This window comes from Acinetobacter sp. CY81, from assembly GCF_059515925.1.
Genome location: NZ_JCAKNC010000008.1, coordinates 84,389 through 101,741, shown reverse-complemented (window position 1 = coordinate 101,741; position 17,353 = coordinate 84,389). Strand labels below are relative to the sequence as shown.

Sequence of the window (17,353 nt, the reverse complement as noted above, 5' to 3'; positions counted from 1 at the left end):
GATAGGGTAAGGGTAATCCATGAACGCAATGACTGACCAAGAACAGCTTGATACAGCAAAGTCATTTTTCCAAAAATACGGCTCTGCCATGATCAGTGGTGTGCTCATTGCGTTGATTGCTTTCTTCGGATGGCAATATTGGAATAAAAAAACCTCAGCTGAAGATCAGATTTCAACGGCAAAAGTTCAGCTTTTGGTTGATGAAGCACGTGCAGCTGAGTCTGATCCTAAAGCTGCTGTCGCACTTGCGGCTTCAGCAGATAAATTAGTCAAAGAGAATCCAAATTCTGTACATGCTGTTCAAGCACAAATGGTGATGGCAAAGCATGCATTTGATCAAAAAGATTATGCTAAGGCTGAGCGTGAACTGAAAAAAATTGAAAATACTGAATTGAAAGATGAAGGTCTCAAGCAAGTTGTTAAAATTAGCTTGGCAGATGCTCAATTGGCTCAGAAAAAATATGATGAAGCTTTGAAGACTTTATCGACAGTGACATTACCTGCATTCAAAACGACTGTTGAAGAAGCGCGTGGGGATATTTATATTGCTAAAAATGATATTGAAAATGCGAAGAAAGCGTATCAAAGCGCATGGAATAATTTAGTAGAAACCAAACAAGAACGTCAAATTTTACAAATTAAATTGGAAAGCGTAGGCGTGTTGGTTGATGATCTTGAAGTGGATCGTCCAATTATTGAAGTAGAAGTGGATGAGTCTCAGACTAATCGTCCTGTCGCTGTAACACAAACGGATGCGTCTTAATGGATATAAAATATAAAATCTCGTGTGCCTTAACAGTACTATCAATTGCAATGGTAGGTTGTTCAAGCAATAAAGTTAAAGTAGAAGACGTTAAACCGAATCCATTACCGAAGATTGCACAGTCGGCAAGTCTTGCACAAGTAGGCTCATATAAAGTTTCGTCTACTTCGGCTGAGGATCCATTACGCTTAACCATGAAAAGTGACCAAGGCGTATTGTTTTTACTTGATCCAAAAGGTTCTGTAAGTGCTTATAAAGGCAAACAGCGTGTTTGGGAAAAAGAAGTTTCTAAAATTGGTTTAAGTTCAGGTGTTGAAGCTGCCAATGGCTTGGTTATTGTCGGTAATAGTAAAGGTCAGCTTTACGCACTTGATCAAGCAACTGGTGCTGAAAAATGGACTGTAAACCTTTCAAGTGCGTTGATTAGTACCGCATTGGTTCAAGCAGATCGCGTGGTTGTTGTTGCAAATGACGGCACTGTTTATGGTTTAAATACAGCAACAGGTCAACAAGTATGGACCTATAAGCTCCCTTCTGAACACTTGAGCTTACGTGGTCAAGCATCACCAGTGAGTTTAGATGGTCGTACAGTATTATTGGCATCTTCGAATGCATTCATCTATGCGATTGATAGCATCACAGGCACATTGCGTATGCAACGTCGTGTTGCTGTGAGTGATGGACGTTCTGATATTCAGCGTCTAATTGATATTGATGGTGAGCCAACAGTTGCTGGGCAATTCGTGGTTACCACAAGCTATCAAGGTCAAGTAACCGTTACAGATTTAGCTTCACAGCGTGTTGTATGGAGTGAAGACTCTAGCAGTACAACGCGTCCTGAAGTATCTGGACGTCAAGTTTTTGTTGCGCAATCAGATGGTAAGCTGAAGTCGTATGACTTGGTGACAGGTCAAGTGATTTGGGAAAATGATCAGTTATTACATCGTCAGTTAAGTAATCCAGTCGTTCTCGGTCAACAGTTGGTGGTGGGTGATTTGGCGGGTGCATTGCACTTGATTGATCCAACAACAGGTCATTTGGTTGGTCGTGAAAAAACCAATGGTGAAGTGCGTACTTTACGTGTCATGGACAATCAACTTTATTCAGTGACACGTACTGGTGCTTTAAGCATTTGGCAGAATCGTTAATTTTTTTTCTGCTTATGTTAAACTAGTACAACTTTCAAATTTTATGCCTCGGGGTCTTCGATTTTGTAAGACCCCGAGCTTTTTATTCAGGTACTTTACCTGAGGGGCTGTTCAATATAACAGTGCCTACAATCTTCCACAGTTTCTGATGTTCAGGCCAATTGAGTTGGCTGATCTTGTTAAAGGTTAATCTATGAAACCCGTTATTGCGCTCATTGGTCGTCCGAACGTCGGAAAATCAACGCTGTTTAACCAAATTACCAAAAGCCGCGATGCACTTGTTGCTGACTTCGCGGGTCTAACGCGTGACCGTAAATACGGTGATGCTAAATTTGAAAATAAATCATTCATTGTTGTTGATACTGGCGGTATTGGCGAAAATGAAGGTGGTATTGATTCATATATGGCGGAACAGTCAAAAACTGCCATTAATGAAGCAGATATTATTGTATTTGTTGTAGATGCTCGTGCAGGATTGCTAGCTTCAGATGAGCAAATCGCTCGTGAGCTACGTACATTAGGTAAGAAAGTTTATCTGGTTGCGAACAAAGTCGATGGCGTACATGCTGAAGCTGCTCTAGTTGAATTTTATAAGCTAGGCATGGGTGAACCGATGCAAGTGGCTGCAAGCCACGGACGCGGTGTACAGCAGATGCTTGAAGAAGTGCTTGCTGAAGTTCCAGAAGATCAAGATGAGGCTGAGCACGATAAAGCAACAGGTTTGCGTTTAGCTATTATTGGTCGTCCAAACGTAGGTAAATCAACCTTAGTTAACCGTTTGTTGGGTGAAGACCGTGTGGTTGCATTTGACCAACCGGGTACAACACGTGATTCAATTTATATTCCATTCGAACGTGATGGTCGTCAATACACATTGATTGATACCGCAGGTGTACGTCGTAAAGGTAAAGTAGATGAAATGATTGAGAAATTCTCAATCGTGAAAACTTTACAGGCGATCAAAGATGCACACGTAATTGTGGTGGTACTTGATGCACGAGAGGGTGTGGTTGAGCAAGATCTTCATTTAATTGGTTATGCACTTGAAGCGGGTCGTGCAATGGTTATCGCCATTAATAAATGGGATAACATGACGGAATATGATCGCAAGCAATGTAAGCTTGATATTGAACGTCGTTTTGACTTTATTCCTTGGGCGAAGGTTCATTTGATTTCTGCCTTGCATGGTACGGGTGTGGGTGAGATGTACCCATCGATCCATCGTGCATATGATTCTTCACATTTGAAAGTTTCTCCTGCAAAAATCACTCAAATTTTGAATGATGCTACTGAAGCACATCAACCAGGTATGGTTGGTGGACGTCGTATCAAAATGCGTTATGCGCATATTGGTGGTCAAAACCCACCAACGATTGTTGTTCATGGTAACAAAGTGGATAAGACGCCTGCGGATTATCGTCGTTATTTAGAAAACGTGTTCCGTAAAGTGTATAAACTTGAAGGAACGCCGGTTCGTATCGAGTTCAGAACGTCGGAAAACCCATTTGAAGGTCGTAAGACTGTTGTGGATGAGCGTATTGCAGCACGTAAGCGTCGCTATGTTCAAAAATTTAAGAAAGCTGAGAAGAAGTTTAAACGTTAATTTTCTAATGTTGAACTTTAAATCGTTATTAGTGAAAAGCCCAAAGTGATCTTTGGGCTTTTTTATTTTAAAATAATGAAAATCAGCATGGATGATGATCTAAGCAATGCCAAAACAGATTCGTATTGATATTTCAGATATTCATCATTTTTTTACGCTACCTGAAAATATAGAGCGTCCCCAGCAGATTGAGTTACGTAAGCAGGCGATTTATCAATTTCGGAATCAACTGTTGTCGGTACAACTCAATCAAAATATTGAAAATATTGATTTTGAAAAAACAGAGTTTGGGAAACCTTACTTAAAGAAAATTCCAAGTTTCTTTTTGAATCATAGCCATAGTCAAAAAGTATATGCATTAGCCAGCTCAAGTCAGATCGCTGATTTAGGTGTTGATCTTGAGGATTTAGACCGTCGAGTACGCTTTGATGCTTTGGCAAAGCATGCTTTTCATCCAACTGAATATCAGATGTGGCAAGCATTAGAATGCGATCCTATCTATTGGTTTAAGGTGTGGACAACCAAAGAAGCAGTACTGAAAGCGAATGGTTTAGGTATCCGGATGGATTTAAAAGATTTAAATACCAATGCTCATCCACTGCAAAATGGGGGGCGGTGTGAACATGAAAAAATTGGCGTATTCGCATATCAGAATTTTGAGTTGGCAAATTGCATGCTTACTGTTGCGTGGCGTTCAGAACATTCATGCCGAGTTTTTGCATTACCTAGTATTCAAATTCATCAATTTGGCTCATTTTCTAATACTAATGCTCTTTAAGCCATTTAAAAAAACGAATTAAAATATACATTAAAAAAGCCCATCATCTGATGGGCTTTTTATAGAACTAGATTTGTAGTTGTTTAATGAGGAATTTCTTCTTCTTCAAACTCAGGCTTTACTTGCACAATAAAGTCTTGGCGGTTCAAACCACGCCATAGTGCAAAGCCAGTCCCGATATAAATTGAAGAGTAAGTACCCACAAATACACCGACAAACATCGCCACTGAGAACCATTTCAGACCATCACCGCCCATGAGCATCATTGCAAGAACCACAAGCAAGAGTGTCATTGATGTGTGAATGGTACGACGTAAAGTTTCAGTCAAAGCAATGTTAATGACTTCAAGTGGTTCTGCACCACGAATCTTACGGAAGTTCTCACGAATACGGTCCGATACAACGATGTTATCGTTAAGTGAGAAACCAATAATCGCAAGTAATGCTGCAAGAACGGTTAAGTCAAATGGCCATTGCATTAAAGCAAAGATACCCAGTGTCACCACGATATCGTGGAATAATGAAAGTACCGCACCAATTGCTAATTTGAATTCAAAGCGAATCGTAACGTAAACCAACATTAATAACAGCGCAAGGGCTACAGCACCACCAGAGCGTACATAAAGCTCATTACCAACCTGACCACCAACCACATCTACTTTAGGGACGGTGACGGTGTTGTTTGGTAATTGAACAGCTTGTGTAATGGCTTTGGTTAAGTCATCTGCTTCCATTTCTTCCTGAACAGGCATACGTACCATGAGGTCTCGTTCAGAGCCTAAGGTTTGTACCACAGAGTCTGTGAAGCCTGCTTTGGTTAAAGCAGCATTCACTTGTTCAGGTTTGACTGGATTGGCATAATTCAGTTCGGCAGCAATACCACCTGTAAAGTCTAAACCTAGGTTTAGACCTTTGGTGGCGATAAAGAATAAGCTGGCAACCGTTAAGAAGATCGAGAGCAATGCCGCAGGCAAAGCAATCTTCATAAACGGAATAACGCGTTCATCTTCCGGTCGGCCGTATTGTTTTGCTTTATCTTCTACTTTTTCAAGTTGAGTATTTTCAGTCATCATAGATCTCCTAAATGCTCAACTTTTTCAAGTTACGTTTTTTGCCATAAATGATTTGTACGATTGCACGTGTCACAGTAATCGCTGTGAACATCGAACAAACAATACCGATCATGAGTGTTACAGCAAAGCCTTTGATTGGACCTGTACCGATCGCAAATAAGATGAAAGCAACCAAGAATGTCGTTAAGTTTGAGTCGAAAATGGTGTTATATGCTCGATCATAACCTGCGACAATCGCCTGTTTAGGGGAGGCACCCCATTTGATTTCTTCTCGTATTCGCTCACAGATCAATACGTTGGCATCGACTGCCATACCAATCGTGATCACGATACCGGCAATACCTGGAAGCGTTAAAGATGCGCCAATCCAAGACATGACAGTAAGTAACATTGCTAAGTTAAACACCAAGGCAAAGTTTGCAATCAAACCAAATACACGGAAGAACACCACCATCCAAATCGCAACCAGAATGAAGCCGATTTGAGTAGATAGAACACCTTTGTCAATATTCTCTTGACCTAGGCTTGGACCAATGACACGTTCTTCAACGAAGTACATTGGCGCTGCTAATGCACCTGCGCGAAGCATTAATGCAAGTTCAGCTGCTTCTTGTGGTGAATCCAAACCTGTAATACGGAATTGTGAGCCTAGTACTGCTTGAATCGTTGCAGCATTAATCACGACTGATTCAGTATATGGTGTGCGAACTTCAGTCTGTGTACCCGTTGCTGGGTCAGTTACAAAGCTGATTTTTTGTTTGTTCTCAATGAACAATACCGCCATGCGTTTGCCTACAGCATTACGCGTAGCATCAGACATCAACTTACCACCAGCTGTGTCTAAAGTAATGTTTACTTCAGCACCACCACTGTCTTGGCTAAAGCCAGAAGATGCATTTTGAACACGCTCGCCTGTAAGAATACGGTTGCGGTTCAACAGTAATTCACGACCACTGTCTAAAGACTCAAATGCAAATTTTTCAGTGCCTGGTGGAAGGGCATAGCTTGTTGCTTGACCTGTCGCTGGACTGATGAATTGATCATTTAAATCAGAAACGAGACGGAATTCTAGGTTCGCAGTACGACCTAAGACACGCTTCGCTTCGGCTGTATCTTGTACACCCGGTAACTCAACCACAATACGGTTGCTACCTTGGCTTTGTACCATCGCTTCAGCAACACCTAACTCATTAATACGGTTACGTAAAGTTGTTAAGTTTTGATCCAATGCATAAGATTGAATTTCTTGCTTGGTTGCCGCGTTATAAACGAGTTTTAAAGTAGAGCCAGTTGCTGTCGCTAAAGCTTGTTGATCGTATTTATTGCCATTACGACGAAGTTGTTCCATCGCAGCAGCACGGTCATCATTATTCGCAAACTGAACAGTGATTTCATTATTATTCAAAGACAAGCTATTGAATTTGATTTTATTTTCACGGAATTCGCGACGAAGATCTGATGCAGACGTTTCCATGCGTTGCGCAACGGCTTTGTCCATATCAACTTCAAGCAGGAAATGTACACCACCACGTAAGTCCAAACCGAGTTTCATCGGTTTTGCACCAATCTTTTGCAACCATTCTGGTGTTGTTGGTGCAAGGTTAAGTGCTACAACGTAGTTTTCACCTAAACCTTTGGAAAGTGATTCCTTCGCTTTTAATTGAGCCTCAGATGAGTCTAAACGTAGTAATGCTGCATTTTGAGTAAAACTATTATCGTGTGAGGCAATATTATCGCTTTTTAAAATTTGCTCTGCTTTTTGTATAACGGACTGATCAATCACAGTACCCGCTTTAGCACCTGAAATCTGAACAGCAGGTTCATCAGGATACAAACTTGGCAGCGCGTATAATGTACTGATGATCAATACCACGATAATCAGTAAATATTTCCATGCTGGGTAACGCATTTGCTTTCTTCTTAAAATGAAAAAGTCGTGCTTTCGCACGACTTATTGTGATTAAAGGTTATCTAAAGTGCCTTCAGGAAGCACAGAGATAACACTAGCACGTTGAATTTTAACTTCATTGCCACGGTTCAATTCGACAACTGCGAAATCACCTTCTAACTTAGTAATACGGCCCATTAAGCCACCAGCAAATACGATTTCACTGCCAACACCTAAGCTTTCAACAAGGGTGCGGTGTTCTTTAGCGCGTTTAGATTGAGGGCGCCAGATCAGGAAATAGAAGATTGCAACGAATACAGCAATCATCAATAAGTTTGCTACGAGGCTTGGCTGTTGTGCCGCTTCACCAGCAGCATGTGCAGTCGAAATAAATAGGCTCATTACTTTTTCCTAAACTATAAAAAATCTTTAAAAGACGTGATAATAAATTTGCTTGTTCTGCAATTTACCTTGTCTTTTTCTTCAGCGCAAATGCTGTTGAATTAATCTTGTGGGCAAGGTGGCACTTCTAAGCCACGACGCGCGTAAAAATCTGCAACAAAGTCGTCAAATGTACCGTTGTCTAACGCATCACGCATGGTTTCAGCAAGACGAAGGTAATAACGTAAGTTGTGAATCGTACCGAGCATTGACGCGAGCATTTCGCCACATTTTTCTAAATGGAATAAATACGAACGTGTGAAGTTGGTACAGGTGTAGCAATCACAATGTGGATCAAGAGGGCCTTGGTCATGACGATACTGTGCATTACGAATACGGACTAAACCATCGGTCACAAAATAATGACCATTACGTGCATTACGTGTAGGCATAACACAGTCGAACATATCGACACCACGACGTACAGCTTCAACGATGTCTTCAGGTTTACCGACACCCATGAGGTAGCGAGGTTTGTCTGCTGGCATTTGTTCAGGTAAATAATCCAATACCTTGATCATTTCCTCCTTAGGTTCACCAACAGATAGACCACCAATTGCATAACCATCGAAGTCGATGTCCAGTAAGCCTTTCAGTGATTCTTCACGAAGGTCTTCGTACATACCACCTTGAATAATACCAAATAGCGCATTACGGTTTTTCAACACATCATGATGTTGAGTCTTACAGCGTTTTGCCCAACGTAATGAAAGTTGCAATGATTTTTGCGCTTCTTCACGTGTTGCTGGGTAGGGCGTACATTCATCGAAAATCATGACGATGTCAGAGTTCAATGTATGTTGAATATCCATTGAAATTTCTGGTGATAAAAATACTTTTGAACCATCAATTGGAGAGCGGAATGTTACGCCGTCTTCTTTGATTTTACGCATAGCGCCCAAACTGAAGACTTGGAAGCCACCTGAGTCGGTCAAAATCGGTTTGTTCCACTTCATAAAGCCATGTAAGCCACCGTGTTCACGGATGACATCTAAACCTGGACGTAGATATAAATGGAAGGTGTTGCCTAAGATGACTTGAGATTTAATTTCCTCAATATCACGTGGGAGCATGCCTTTTACCGTACCGTAAGTACCGACAGGCATGAACATCGGGGTTTCAACTACACCATGCTCAAGGGTCAAACGACCACGACGGGCACGTCCCGACTGAGCTAATTTTTCAAACTTCATACAATTCCCAAATCAAGGCGAAAAAACAGTTCGCTGATTACTTAGCTTTAAAGGAGGCTATTTTCTATGATTTTGAAATTGAAAGCCAGTAAACTTATTTTTAGCTTCAAATCGAAACAGCTTCCTACTGCAAATTCCATGATTTGTTCACAATACAAAAATAGGCAGTGATCATAATCTTGTAATATTTCAAAATGATTTAAATCCAAGTTCAATCGGATGTTTACAGGTAATAAATACAAAAAAGCCTCTTATTCAGAGGCTTAATCATCATGCAACGTAAAATTTATCGATACGGTCTTTAATCTGTTCTTTGCTGATCACTAGAATGCTACTGTCCATTGACGCAATTTCATTGATCAAATTTTGAATATAAGGACTGGTTTCTAAGAAATAAGGTTCGAGGGAAAGCATATAAGCTTGTTGAGCAACTTGCATGTCATCATAAGGCACCATTTCTAAAGCTTGTCCAAGGTCGATCAAAATCTCTTTGTCTACCTGACTTAGTTTAAATTTGGCTTTACCTTGGCTAATAATGGTTGATTGTAGGTTTGCAATCGCCTCAAACAAGGTTGAAGAGGGCGGATTTAAGCGCTCTAACGATGTGATGGCAATACTTGGATTTGAAGGTAGGTGGACAATAAAAGTAATTCTATTTGCAGTGAGATGATATTTTTCAATAATCTCATCTTTGGCATCTTCCATGCCCTGTAAATAAAAATTCAAAGCATTTTGGTTAAAACGGTCTTTAGCATGAATGTTGGTTAAACCAATACGAGTCTGTTGAAAATATTGACTCATTTTACGCGTAAATAAAGTAATGCCTTGATTGGTTTGAGCACGATACTGCCATTTTTCCACATGCCACTTATCTTCTTCTTGCAAATACTGATATTTATTTTCAGCTTCACTCAAAAGACTCTTTTTGGTCGATACAGTGCTGTATTGGGCAACCAAAAGATCGTCCAATACCAAAGCAAATGCGTAAATCCCCTGATCTTGATGTTTTTGGTAAAGCGCATCAAATTCATGTAATAAAGCTGTTTTTAAGTCTGCCAAATACTCAGACTCATTAAACTGTAGATCAAACATTTTTTTCTCTATTATGATTGTTTTATATTGCCAATAATTGTCGGATATTTGAGCAATAAAGTAAATTGATTGATCAGGAGATTTTTAAAAATTTGGTCGATAATCAAAGTTTTGCATCGCGCTTGAATCTGAGAATGGTCTAATGGTTTTCTTTGAAAGTGTGACACTATTCACTAAATTATTCGGAAAGATCTGAATGTTGTTATTAAATGCTTCTACATTACGATTGAAAATCGAAATCGCTGCTCCGACATTCTCATTTTGTTCTTGAATGTCATCCATCATTTTTGCATAAAGTGTATCTGCTTTAAGCTCAGGATAGTTTTCAACCACTACACTTAAATTCTTCATTAAGTCTTTGCTGAGACTTTCAATATGCTGAAGTCTAGATACATCAGTTTCTTGCATATTTAGATTTAAAATCTGCTGACGTAGTTCAGTGACTTTTTCCAAAGTAGACTTTTCAAATTGCGTATATTGTTGCAAGGTACTTTCGAGTGATTCGAGTGTTTTAATTTTTTGACGTTCGAAGTTGGCAACTTCAGCCCACGCACGACGCGTTGCATTGAAATAGCGAACAATATTATTTCGAACAAAGATGCCCCACACCAAAATTAAAGCGAAAATCGCTAAAAAAATAATTAAACCCATTTGGAATTTCCTAATTCAATTGTGTTTTTGTATGTTTATGCCACAAAGTTTAACATGCTCTGTTTAAATTTTTCATAGTTCGGCATGTTCAAAGTTCTTAAATAGCCACGTAAATCTGAAATATTTTGAATGCTGCCTTTATCTCGACGACTCACAGTATTGAAGATGTTGTGCTCGGTCATAAAACAAAGAATATTTTCATCATGATGCACAATCAAATCACCTTGATTGTTTTCAAATAAATCACTAAGTTTAAGTGTGACGGATGGTGTGATGGCACGAGCAATTTGCTGTTGATCATAACCATAGATATTGAGCTTCTTATTTAAATCAATATCCGCTGTTTCCCAATGGGTGGTGTAAGGGTGAGGGAGTCGGCTTCTACGATTACTTGCAGCAAAACCTAAAGCTTCTGTTTCGAATAAGAAGCAACCCCAAAGATCCTTTTCGATTTTTCGAACATTGTATTTATTGCCTTGTTCATCACGAACACTGATTTCAGTTATATAGTGATATTTGAACAGTAAAATAGGATGCTGTTGCTCCTCATGATCTGTCCACAATGTCGATGCAAAACTGACTATATCATTAGATTCAGTGCCTTGATTAAACAATGGGAAATTTTGTTTTAGCTTACCCAGTACCAGCATTGAATTCATCGTACCGCTTAGATGAGGAGGGAGCTTTTGAAAATTAAGGTCGTATTTTAAGAGTTTGATTTTTAGTTCTAACTCATCAATCACTTGCTCAACAGGCTCATTCGATTCATAACTAAAATAAGCGATTGCAAACCAAAAAGTCGCAATCAGGATTGTGAATACCATTGGGAAATAATGATGAACGAACCATCCTAAGATCAAGCTCATAGCGCCTAAGCCTATGCATAATTTGGGGAGAAAATTATTCAAGACTAGATTGTTGTTCTCACCCCAAGGATGCAAAGCATCAAGAATGTCTTGGGGTGTATGGGCTTGCCGTGAAATATCCCACAACCGAGCAACATTGTGCATGACCTTTTTATTTTTATTCGTTCGTATATGAATGAGGTTTTGTACAGTGTTGATCGGCATGGCTAGAATTTATACCTTTGCTTTATCAATGAGCATCGCATCACCATAGCTGAAGAAGCGATATTTGCTTTCAACAGCATGATGATAAGCATTCATAATATTGTCACGATTAGAGAGTGCTGAAACCAACATTAATAAAGTTGATTCAGGTAAATGGAAATTGGTAATGAGTCGATCAACCACACAGAATTGATAACCTGGATAGATAAAGATCTGTGTATCACCTGTCCATGCACCAATTTTACCACCACATGCTTGAGCTGCACTTTCTAAGGCACGCGTAGCTGTTGTACCTACCGCAATCACTTTATTGCCGCGAGCTTTGGTTTCTTGAATGAGGGCTACAGTCTCAGCAGGAACATCACACCATTCGCTATGCATAATGTGATTTTCAATATCTAAAGTACGTACAGGTAAGAATGTGCCTGCACCCACATGCAACGTGACAAAGGTTTTATGAATACCTTTTGATGCAAGTTTCTCTAATGTTTCATCATCAAAATGTAAGCTTGCGGTAGGCGCTGCAACACTTGCGATTTTGGTTGGGTCATTGAATACCGTTTGATAACGAACAGTATCAATGTCTTCAGCTTCACGATTGAAATAAGGGGGAATCGGTAGCTGACCGTATTGATCTAAAACTTGAAGAATCGGTTGTGAAAACTCAACCACATAAAGATTTTCTTGGCGACCAGTCACAGTCACTTTAACTTCATCTGGACCGATAAAAAGTTCAGCACCTGCTTTTGGAGAGTTGCTGGCTTTAATATGACAATGTGCAATACGCTGATCCAGCATACGTTCAACTAAAACTTCGACCGCACCACCACTGGCACGTTTTCCTTTTAAGCGTGCTTTCATCACTTTGGTATCGTTCAATACCAACAAGTCACCTTCATCCAGTAAATCAACAATGTCTTTAAAATAAGCATCGTTATATTGACCGTCAGCTTGGATATGTAGCAGACGTGAGGCACTCCGTGTTTCTAACGGGTAGCGAGCAATAAGTTCATCAGGAAGGTCAAAATTAAAATCAGAAAGTTGCATATGGAATAAAGCTTAAAAGGGAGAAAAACTAGGGTTAGTATAGTCTTTTTAATCATTTTTAGCTGAAATTGATGCTTTATAAGTCAAAAAAGAGTAGGTTGGATTAAAAGTAAGCAATTGAAAAATATTGGCGTTGACAATGTAAATAAATACGCTAATATACGCACACAACCTCTCCCGAGGTGGTGAAATTGGTAGACGCGGCGGACTCAAAATCCGCTGTCAGAGATGACGTGTCGGTTCGAGTCCGACCCTCGGGACCACTTATTTTAAGTGCGTAGTGTTTAAAGAATTTTAAAAAGCCCAATCAAATTAAGTCTTGGGCTTTTTTTTGCCTAAAAATTGATGATCTATTTGCAAATAGCTAGATCGGTTAACTTTTATCTTTTCATTTAAATGATATCGATTGCTGAAGAGCATCGAAATTTCATCACACTTATCTTTCCTAACTTAAATTTAAACAAAGCTTTATCTATAAATGTATTGATCATACTTCATCTAGATTAAATATATGAATTTGCATATATATGGATATTCATATATAAAACAACTATAAAATTATGGTCTAGATATGTATGTCTCAAGTGAAAATCTACCACAACCCTGAATGTGGAACGTCTCGTAATACTTTGGCTTTGATTCGAAACGCTGGGATTGAGCCTGAGATTATTTACTATCTTGAGTATCCGCCATCTGTGGGTGAGTTAACTCAAATGATTAAAGAGGCTGGATTGTCCGTCCGTCAAGCCATTCGAGTAAATGTGCCTTCCTATACTGAATTGGGATTAGAGAAAGACAGATTTACAGATCAAGAATTGTTGAATTTCATGGTAGCGTATCCTTTACTCATCAATCGTCCTTTTGTTGTGAGTCTTATTGGGACACGTTTGGCTCGTCCATCGGAAGTGGTGTTAGATATTTTAACTGAGCTGCAACGTGGTGCTTTTAGTAAAGAAGATGGTCAGCAAATTATTGATGACCGTGGACAGAGATTGAAATGAGTACGCAACAACTGAATTTCTTGAAATGTTTAGCAGATGAGACTCGGCTGAATATCGTCTTATTGGTCGCAAAACACAAAGAACTGTGTGTGTGTGATTTGATTGAAAAGCTTCAATTGAGTCAGCCGAAAATCTCTCGACATTTAGCATTATTGCGTTCATCAAAACTGTTGCTTGATCGTAGACACGGTCAATGGGTCTATTACAGCTTACATCCTGATCTGGATCTATGGGCAAACGGGATTTTAGAGATCTTGCTTCAAAGCCAACACAATCAAGCATTGTTGAATCAAGCTTCGATTACATCATCATGCTGCGAGTAACTATGACTTCGAATCGTTTGTCTTTTCTAGATCGACATTTAACACTCTGGATTTTCTTGGCGATGGCGCTCGGTGTGATGATTGGATATTTCTTTCCCAAAGCATCAACCTCACTCGATCAATTGAGCTTTAACTCCGTCAATATTCCAATTGCGATTGGTTTAATTTTGATGATGTATCCACCTTTGGCAAAAGTGGATTATGCAACGCTTCCGCAAATATTTAAGGATAAGCGAACGCTGGCTTTATCATTGATCCAAAACTGGTTGATTGCACCTGTGCTGATGTTCATTTTGGCAATTGTGTTTTTACAAGATTATCCAGAATACATGACCGGTTTGATCCTTATTGGACTGGCACGATGTATTGCAATGGTATTGGTGTGGAATGGTCTAGCAGGTGGTGATAATCAGTATGTTGCGGCCTTAGTGGCATTTAATAGTATTTTTCAAATTCTATTTTTTAGTAGTTATGCATGGTTATTTTTAACTTTTTTACCGCCATATTTTGGGGTCAGCGCTCAAATCATTACCATTGATTTTTGGACCATTACTCATGCTGTATTGGTGTATTTGGGTATTCCATTTCTACTCGGGTTTTTAACACGGTTGATCTTGGTAAAAATAAAGGGTTTGAGTTGGTATCAAAATGAATTTATTCCAAAAATCAGTCCAGTCAGCTTAGTTGCGCTGCTGTTTACTATTCTTGCAATGTTTAGCCTCAAAGGTGGAGAGGTACTGAGCTTGCCTTTGGATGTTGTGCGGATCGCCATTCCATTAACCATTTATTTTGTTTTGATGTTCTTGCTGAGCTTCTTTATGAGCAAGTGGATGGGGAATGATTATCCTAAAACTACAGCCATTTCTTTCACTGCTGCTGGAAATAACTTTGAGCTGGCTTTGGCTGTTGCCATTGCTACTTTTGGATTGGCATCACCTGTAGCATTTACCACAGTCATTGGGCCTCTAGTTGAAGTTCCTGTGCTGATCGCACTGGTTTCAGTCTCGTTGTGGTTGAAGCGTAAATACTATGTAAGTGCTTAAGTATTTTGAAAATACTTAAATGTTGTGTAAATACCTTAATACTGAAGAAATGAAAATGACACATACGAATCTAATCAGTGATCTTTTGCCTACACCGACATTTGAACAAATTCAAGCCAAGGAGTTGAAACATCCTCCTCGAATATTACTGCTTTATGGTTCAAATCGAGAGCGTTCGTATAGTCGTTTGGCAGTGCTTGAAGCAGGACGTATTCTTGAGCGCTTTGACTGTGAGGTGAAAATCTTTCATCCGAAAGGATTGCCACTGTCTGAAGATGCAGATACTCAGCATCCTAAAGTCAAAGAGCTACATGAGTTGTTGGCATGGAGTGAAGGGATGGTCTGGTGTTCTCCTGAGCGTCATGGTGCGATGAGTTCTATTCTTAAAGCTCAAATCGATTGGATTCCACTTGCGGCAGGTGCAATACGTGCAACGCAAGGGAAAACTTTAGCACTGATGCAGGTGAGTGGTGGCTCTCAGTCGTTTAATAGCGTCAATCAAATGCGTGTTTTAGGTCGTTGGATGCGCATGATTACGATTCCAAATCAATCCTCGATTCCTAAGGCATTTCTTGAGTTTCATGAAGATGGAACGATGAAGTTATCTTCACTCTATGATCGTATTGTTGATGTCATGGAAGAGCTTTATAAGTTTACTTTGCTGACCAGAGGGCAGTCTGCTTATTTAGTTGATCGTTACTCAGAGCGTAAAGAGACAGCAGAGCAACTTTCTCAGCGGGTGAATCAGAAAAATATTTGATGTTACATCATTGAATGAGTCGGAAAAATGAAAGCCCAAATTTAAATATTTAGGCTTTTTATCATCTTATTTTGAAAATATAGATTTGGATTTTTATGAAGTTGATTTTTTTTATCAGGTGTATGTTTAGTTGGCTTTAAACATTGATGGTTTAAGTTGATATTAATGCACCACCATCAGCCCATCCCATTGAAAATAGTTGGGTGACATTTTGTCTCGAGTCATCGCCCAAGTTCTGTCGGGGAGGGCGCTCGCGCCAATGGCAAGTTTAGATTTGCCAAATTTTTCATGAATATGCTCAAAAGTATCTGTGAGTTTATCATTCTCTTCTATTTTTTTAATATCTGTGAATAAATCGAAAATATGGCTTTTTTGTGGTTCGAGTGAAGTTAAAATCACACCACATTTTTTGAATAAAATCTCTTTTTGATACAGTTGTTCCATGAGTAAATTTACCACTTTTGACATGGTGAGAAAGTCATCTGTTGCTTCGGTGAAATGGTGACTTAAGGATTTGTTGTAATAGGGTTGAGACGTATCAAACGGATTTGACTGTAAAAATACAGTCACCGTTCCGCAGAGAAGATGATCTTTTCGAAGTTTCTTGATGGCTTCTACTGTATAAGCGGTAATGGCTTCTTTTAAATCACTTAATTCTGTAATGCGTTGCCCAAATGAACGACTGCTAATAATTTGCTTTTTGGCGGGTATTTCAGTTTCGAGTTGAATGCATGAAATCCCTTGTAATTCCATGACGGTACGTTGCATCACCACAGAAAAATGCTTTCTTAACATTTGTGGGTCACTACAAGCCAAATCATAAGCCGTAGAGATGCCTAGGTTTTGTAGGCGTTTGTGATTTTTACGACCGACACCCCAGACTTCAGAAACATCTAAGTCTTGATATAAGGCTTCAACAGAACACAAATCCATAGTGGTGAGGTTGCAAACCCCTTGATAATGGGGATATTGCTTTGCAATTTGATTGGCTAGCTTGGCTTCGGTTTTAGACCGACCAATACCAATACACACAGGAAGCCCTAACCATTTTGCGATACATTCAAGAATATGATAGCAATACGCCGTGGTGTCATGGTTTAAAGCCAAGCTGGTCAAATCTAAAAAGCATTCATCAACGGAATAGATTTCTTGCTCGTTTTCACCGACAAATTGAGCCAATACTTTCATAAAACGTCGTGACATTTCGGCATAAAGCGCATAATTACTCGAAAGCACATGTACATTATGTTTTTGAACGAGCTCCTGAATTTGAAATAAGGGGGCTGCCATTTTAATGCCGAGTTTTTTGGCTTCATTCGAGCGAGAAACCGCGCAACCATCATTGTTTGACAGCACAATCACAGGTTGACCAATTAAGGCAGGATTGAAGATGCGTTCACAACTGACATAGCAGTTATTGATATCAACCAGTGCGATGATTTTATCGGTATGTTGCATTAGATTTTTTCATTTATCTCA

Annotated in this window: 17 protein-coding genes and 1 tRNA gene; 9 read left to right on the top strand and 9 right to left on the bottom strand. The window is 39.5% G+C overall.

Annotation, left to right across the window (positions count from 1 at the left end):
* Positions 1–19: 19 nt before the first annotated feature.
* The 4 genes from AC5YDM_RS10585 to AC5YDM_RS10570 all read left to right on the top strand — a co-directional run bounded on the left by AC5YDM_RS10585 (position 20) and on the right by AC5YDM_RS10570 (position 4,292).
* A complete protein-coding gene (locus AC5YDM_RS10585; protein WP_496152076.1) occupies positions 20–763 on the top strand; it encodes a YfgM family protein in 744 nt (247 codons plus the stop codon).
* The gene (gene bamB, locus AC5YDM_RS10580; protein WP_496152075.1) at positions 763–1,911 is read left to right on the top strand and encodes an outer membrane protein assembly factor BamB; all 1,149 of its coding nucleotides are present in this window, start codon (positions 763–765) and stop codon (positions 1,909–1,911) included. The genes AC5YDM_RS10585 and bamB overlap by 1 nt, the downstream gene beginning before the upstream one ends.
* Positions 1,912–2,104: 193 nt before the next feature.
* Positions 2,105–3,514 (top strand): ribosome biogenesis GTPase Der, encoded by a 1,410-nt coding sequence (der, locus tag AC5YDM_RS10575; protein ID WP_496152074.1) that lies wholly within the window; start codon positions 2,105–2,107, stop codon positions 3,512–3,514.
* Between the two features lie 106 nt (positions 3,515–3,620).
* Entirely contained in the window at positions 3,621–4,292 is a 672-nt protein-coding gene (locus AC5YDM_RS10570) for a 4'-phosphopantetheinyl transferase family protein (RefSeq protein ID WP_496152073.1), read from the top strand.
* Between the two features lie 83 nt (positions 4,293–4,375).
* On the opposite strand, the gene secF is transcribed toward AC5YDM_RS10570, so the two are convergent.
* From secF to queA, 8 genes are all read right to left on the bottom strand, one after another.
* Positions 4,376–5,365 (bottom strand): protein translocase subunit SecF, encoded by a 990-nt coding sequence (gene secF, locus AC5YDM_RS10565; protein ID WP_496152072.1) that lies wholly within the window; start codon positions 5,363–5,365, stop codon positions 4,376–4,378.
* A 7-nt stretch (positions 5,366–5,372) separates the two neighbouring features.
* Positions 5,373–7,274: a protein translocase subunit SecD gene (secD, locus tag AC5YDM_RS10560; protein ID WP_496152071.1), complete on the bottom strand. Its 1,902-nt coding sequence runs from the start codon at positions 7,272–7,274 to the stop codon at positions 5,373–5,375.
* 51 nt (positions 7,275–7,325) lie between these two features.
* A complete protein-coding gene (yajC, locus tag AC5YDM_RS10555) occupies positions 7,326–7,655 on the bottom strand; it encodes a preprotein translocase subunit YajC (protein WP_496152070.1) in 330 nt (109 codons plus the stop codon).
* A 101-nt stretch (positions 7,656–7,756) separates the two neighbouring features.
* Positions 7,757–8,887 (bottom strand): tRNA guanosine(34) transglycosylase Tgt, encoded by a 1,131-nt coding sequence (gene tgt, locus AC5YDM_RS10550; protein ID WP_496152069.1) that lies wholly within the window; start codon positions 8,885–8,887, stop codon positions 7,757–7,759.
* Between the two features lie 270 nt (positions 8,888–9,157).
* Positions 9,158–9,979 carry a DUF4303 domain-containing protein gene (locus AC5YDM_RS10545; protein WP_496152068.1) on the bottom strand — a complete coding sequence of 274 codons (822 nt, stop codon included), beginning with the start codon at positions 9,977–9,979 and terminating at the stop codon, positions 9,158–9,160.
* 84 nt (positions 9,980–10,063) lie between these two features.
* Positions 10,064–10,630, bottom strand: a complete 567-nt coding sequence (locus AC5YDM_RS10540) for a LemA family protein (RefSeq protein WP_496152067.1) — start codon at positions 10,628–10,630, stop codon at positions 10,064–10,066.
* 35 nt (positions 10,631–10,665) lie between these two features.
* A complete protein-coding gene (locus AC5YDM_RS10535; protein WP_496152066.1) occupies positions 10,666–11,700 on the bottom strand; it encodes a hypothetical protein in 1,035 nt (344 codons plus the stop codon).
* Positions 11,701–11,709: 9 nt separating this feature from the next.
* Positions 11,710–12,747 carry a tRNA preQ1(34) S-adenosylmethionine ribosyltransferase-isomerase QueA gene (gene queA / locus AC5YDM_RS10530; RefSeq protein WP_496152065.1) on the bottom strand — a complete coding sequence of 346 codons (1,038 nt, stop codon included), beginning with the start codon at positions 12,745–12,747 and terminating at the stop codon, positions 11,710–11,712.
* A 176-nt stretch (positions 12,748–12,923) separates the two neighbouring features.
* Between queA and AC5YDM_RS10525 the strand changes: the two genes are divergently transcribed.
* The 5 genes from AC5YDM_RS10525 to arsH all read left to right on the top strand — a co-directional run bounded on the left by AC5YDM_RS10525 (position 12,924) and on the right by arsH (position 15,874).
* Positions 12,924–13,010 (top strand) — tRNA-Leu (locus AC5YDM_RS10525).
* A 312-nt stretch (positions 13,011–13,322) separates the two neighbouring features.
* The gene (gene arsC / locus AC5YDM_RS10520) at positions 13,323–13,748 is read left to right on the top strand and encodes an arsenate reductase (glutaredoxin) (RefSeq protein WP_496152064.1); all 426 of its coding nucleotides are present in this window, start codon (positions 13,323–13,325) and stop codon (positions 13,746–13,748) included.
* Positions 13,745–14,071 carry a metalloregulator ArsR/SmtB family transcription factor gene (locus AC5YDM_RS10515; protein ID WP_496152063.1) on the top strand — a complete coding sequence of 109 codons (327 nt, stop codon included), beginning with the start codon at positions 13,745–13,747 and terminating at the stop codon, positions 14,069–14,071. The genes arsC and AC5YDM_RS10515 overlap by 4 nt, the downstream gene beginning before the upstream one ends.
* Positions 14,072–14,073: 2 nt before the next feature.
* Entirely contained in the window at positions 14,074–15,114 is a 1,041-nt protein-coding gene (gene arsB / locus AC5YDM_RS10510; RefSeq protein WP_496152062.1) for an ACR3 family arsenite efflux transporter, read from the top strand.
* Between the two features lie 55 nt (positions 15,115–15,169).
* Positions 15,170–15,874, top strand: coding sequence for an arsenical resistance protein ArsH (arsH, locus tag AC5YDM_RS10505; RefSeq protein WP_496152061.1), 705 nt, complete (start codon positions 15,170–15,172; stop codon positions 15,872–15,874).
* 162 nt (positions 15,875–16,036) lie between these two features.
* On the opposite strand, the gene AC5YDM_RS10500 is transcribed toward arsH, so the two are convergent.
* Positions 16,037–17,332, bottom strand: coding sequence for a Y-family DNA polymerase (locus tag AC5YDM_RS10500; protein ID WP_496152060.1), 1,296 nt, complete (start codon positions 17,330–17,332; stop codon positions 16,037–16,039).
* Positions 17,333–17,353 lie beyond the last annotated feature (21 nt).

What these genes read in the sequence shown, in the direction of transcription:
- AC5YDM_RS10585 (WP_496152076.1), top strand. Translation starts at nt 20, where the DNA reads ATGAACGCAATGACTGACCAAGAACAGCTTGATACAGCAAAGTCATTT.
- bamB (WP_496152075.1), top strand. Translation starts at nt 763, where the DNA reads ATGGATATAAAATATAAAATCTCGTGTGCCTTAACAGTACTATCAATT.
- der (WP_496152074.1), top strand. Translation starts at nt 2,105, where the DNA reads ATGAAACCCGTTATTGCGCTCATTGGTCGTCCGAACGTCGGAAAATCA.
- AC5YDM_RS10570 (WP_496152073.1), top strand. Translation starts at nt 3,621, where the DNA reads ATGCCAAAACAGATTCGTATTGATATTTCAGATATTCATCATTTTTTT.
- secF (WP_496152072.1), bottom strand. Translation starts at nt 5,365, where the DNA reads ATGATGACTGAAAATACTCAACTTGAAAAAGTAGAAGATAAAGCAAAA.
- secD (WP_496152071.1), bottom strand. Translation starts at nt 7,274, where the DNA reads ATGCGTTACCCAGCATGGAAATATTTACTGATTATCGTGGTATTGATC.
- yajC (WP_496152070.1), bottom strand. Translation starts at nt 7,655, where the DNA reads ATGAGCCTATTTATTTCGACTGCACATGCTGCTGGTGAAGCGGCACAA.
- tgt (WP_496152069.1), bottom strand. Translation starts at nt 8,887, where the DNA reads ATGAAGTTTGAAAAATTAGCTCAGTCGGGACGTGCCCGTCGTGGTCGT.
- AC5YDM_RS10545 (WP_496152068.1), bottom strand. Translation starts at nt 9,979, where the DNA reads ATGTTTGATCTACAGTTTAATGAGTCTGAGTATTTGGCAGACTTAAAA.
- AC5YDM_RS10540 (WP_496152067.1), bottom strand. Translation starts at nt 10,630, where the DNA reads ATGGGTTTAATTATTTTTTTAGCGATTTTCGCTTTAATTTTGGTGTGG.
- AC5YDM_RS10535 (WP_496152066.1), bottom strand. Translation starts at nt 11,700, where the DNA reads ATGCCGATCAACACTGTACAAAACCTCATTCATATACGAACGAATAAA.
- queA (WP_496152065.1), bottom strand. Translation starts at nt 12,747, where the DNA reads ATGCAACTTTCTGATTTTAATTTTGACCTTCCTGATGAACTTATTGCT.
- arsC (WP_496152064.1), top strand. Translation starts at nt 13,323, where the DNA reads ATGTCTCAAGTGAAAATCTACCACAACCCTGAATGTGGAACGTCTCGT.
- AC5YDM_RS10515 (WP_496152063.1), top strand. Translation starts at nt 13,745, where the DNA reads ATGAGTACGCAACAACTGAATTTCTTGAAATGTTTAGCAGATGAGACT.
- arsB (WP_496152062.1), top strand. Translation starts at nt 14,074, where the DNA reads ATGACTTCGAATCGTTTGTCTTTTCTAGATCGACATTTAACACTCTGG.
- arsH (WP_496152061.1), top strand. Translation starts at nt 15,170, where the DNA reads ATGACACATACGAATCTAATCAGTGATCTTTTGCCTACACCGACATTT.
- AC5YDM_RS10500 (WP_496152060.1), bottom strand. Translation starts at nt 17,332, where the DNA reads ATGCAACATACCGATAAAATCATCGCACTGGTTGATATCAATAACTGC.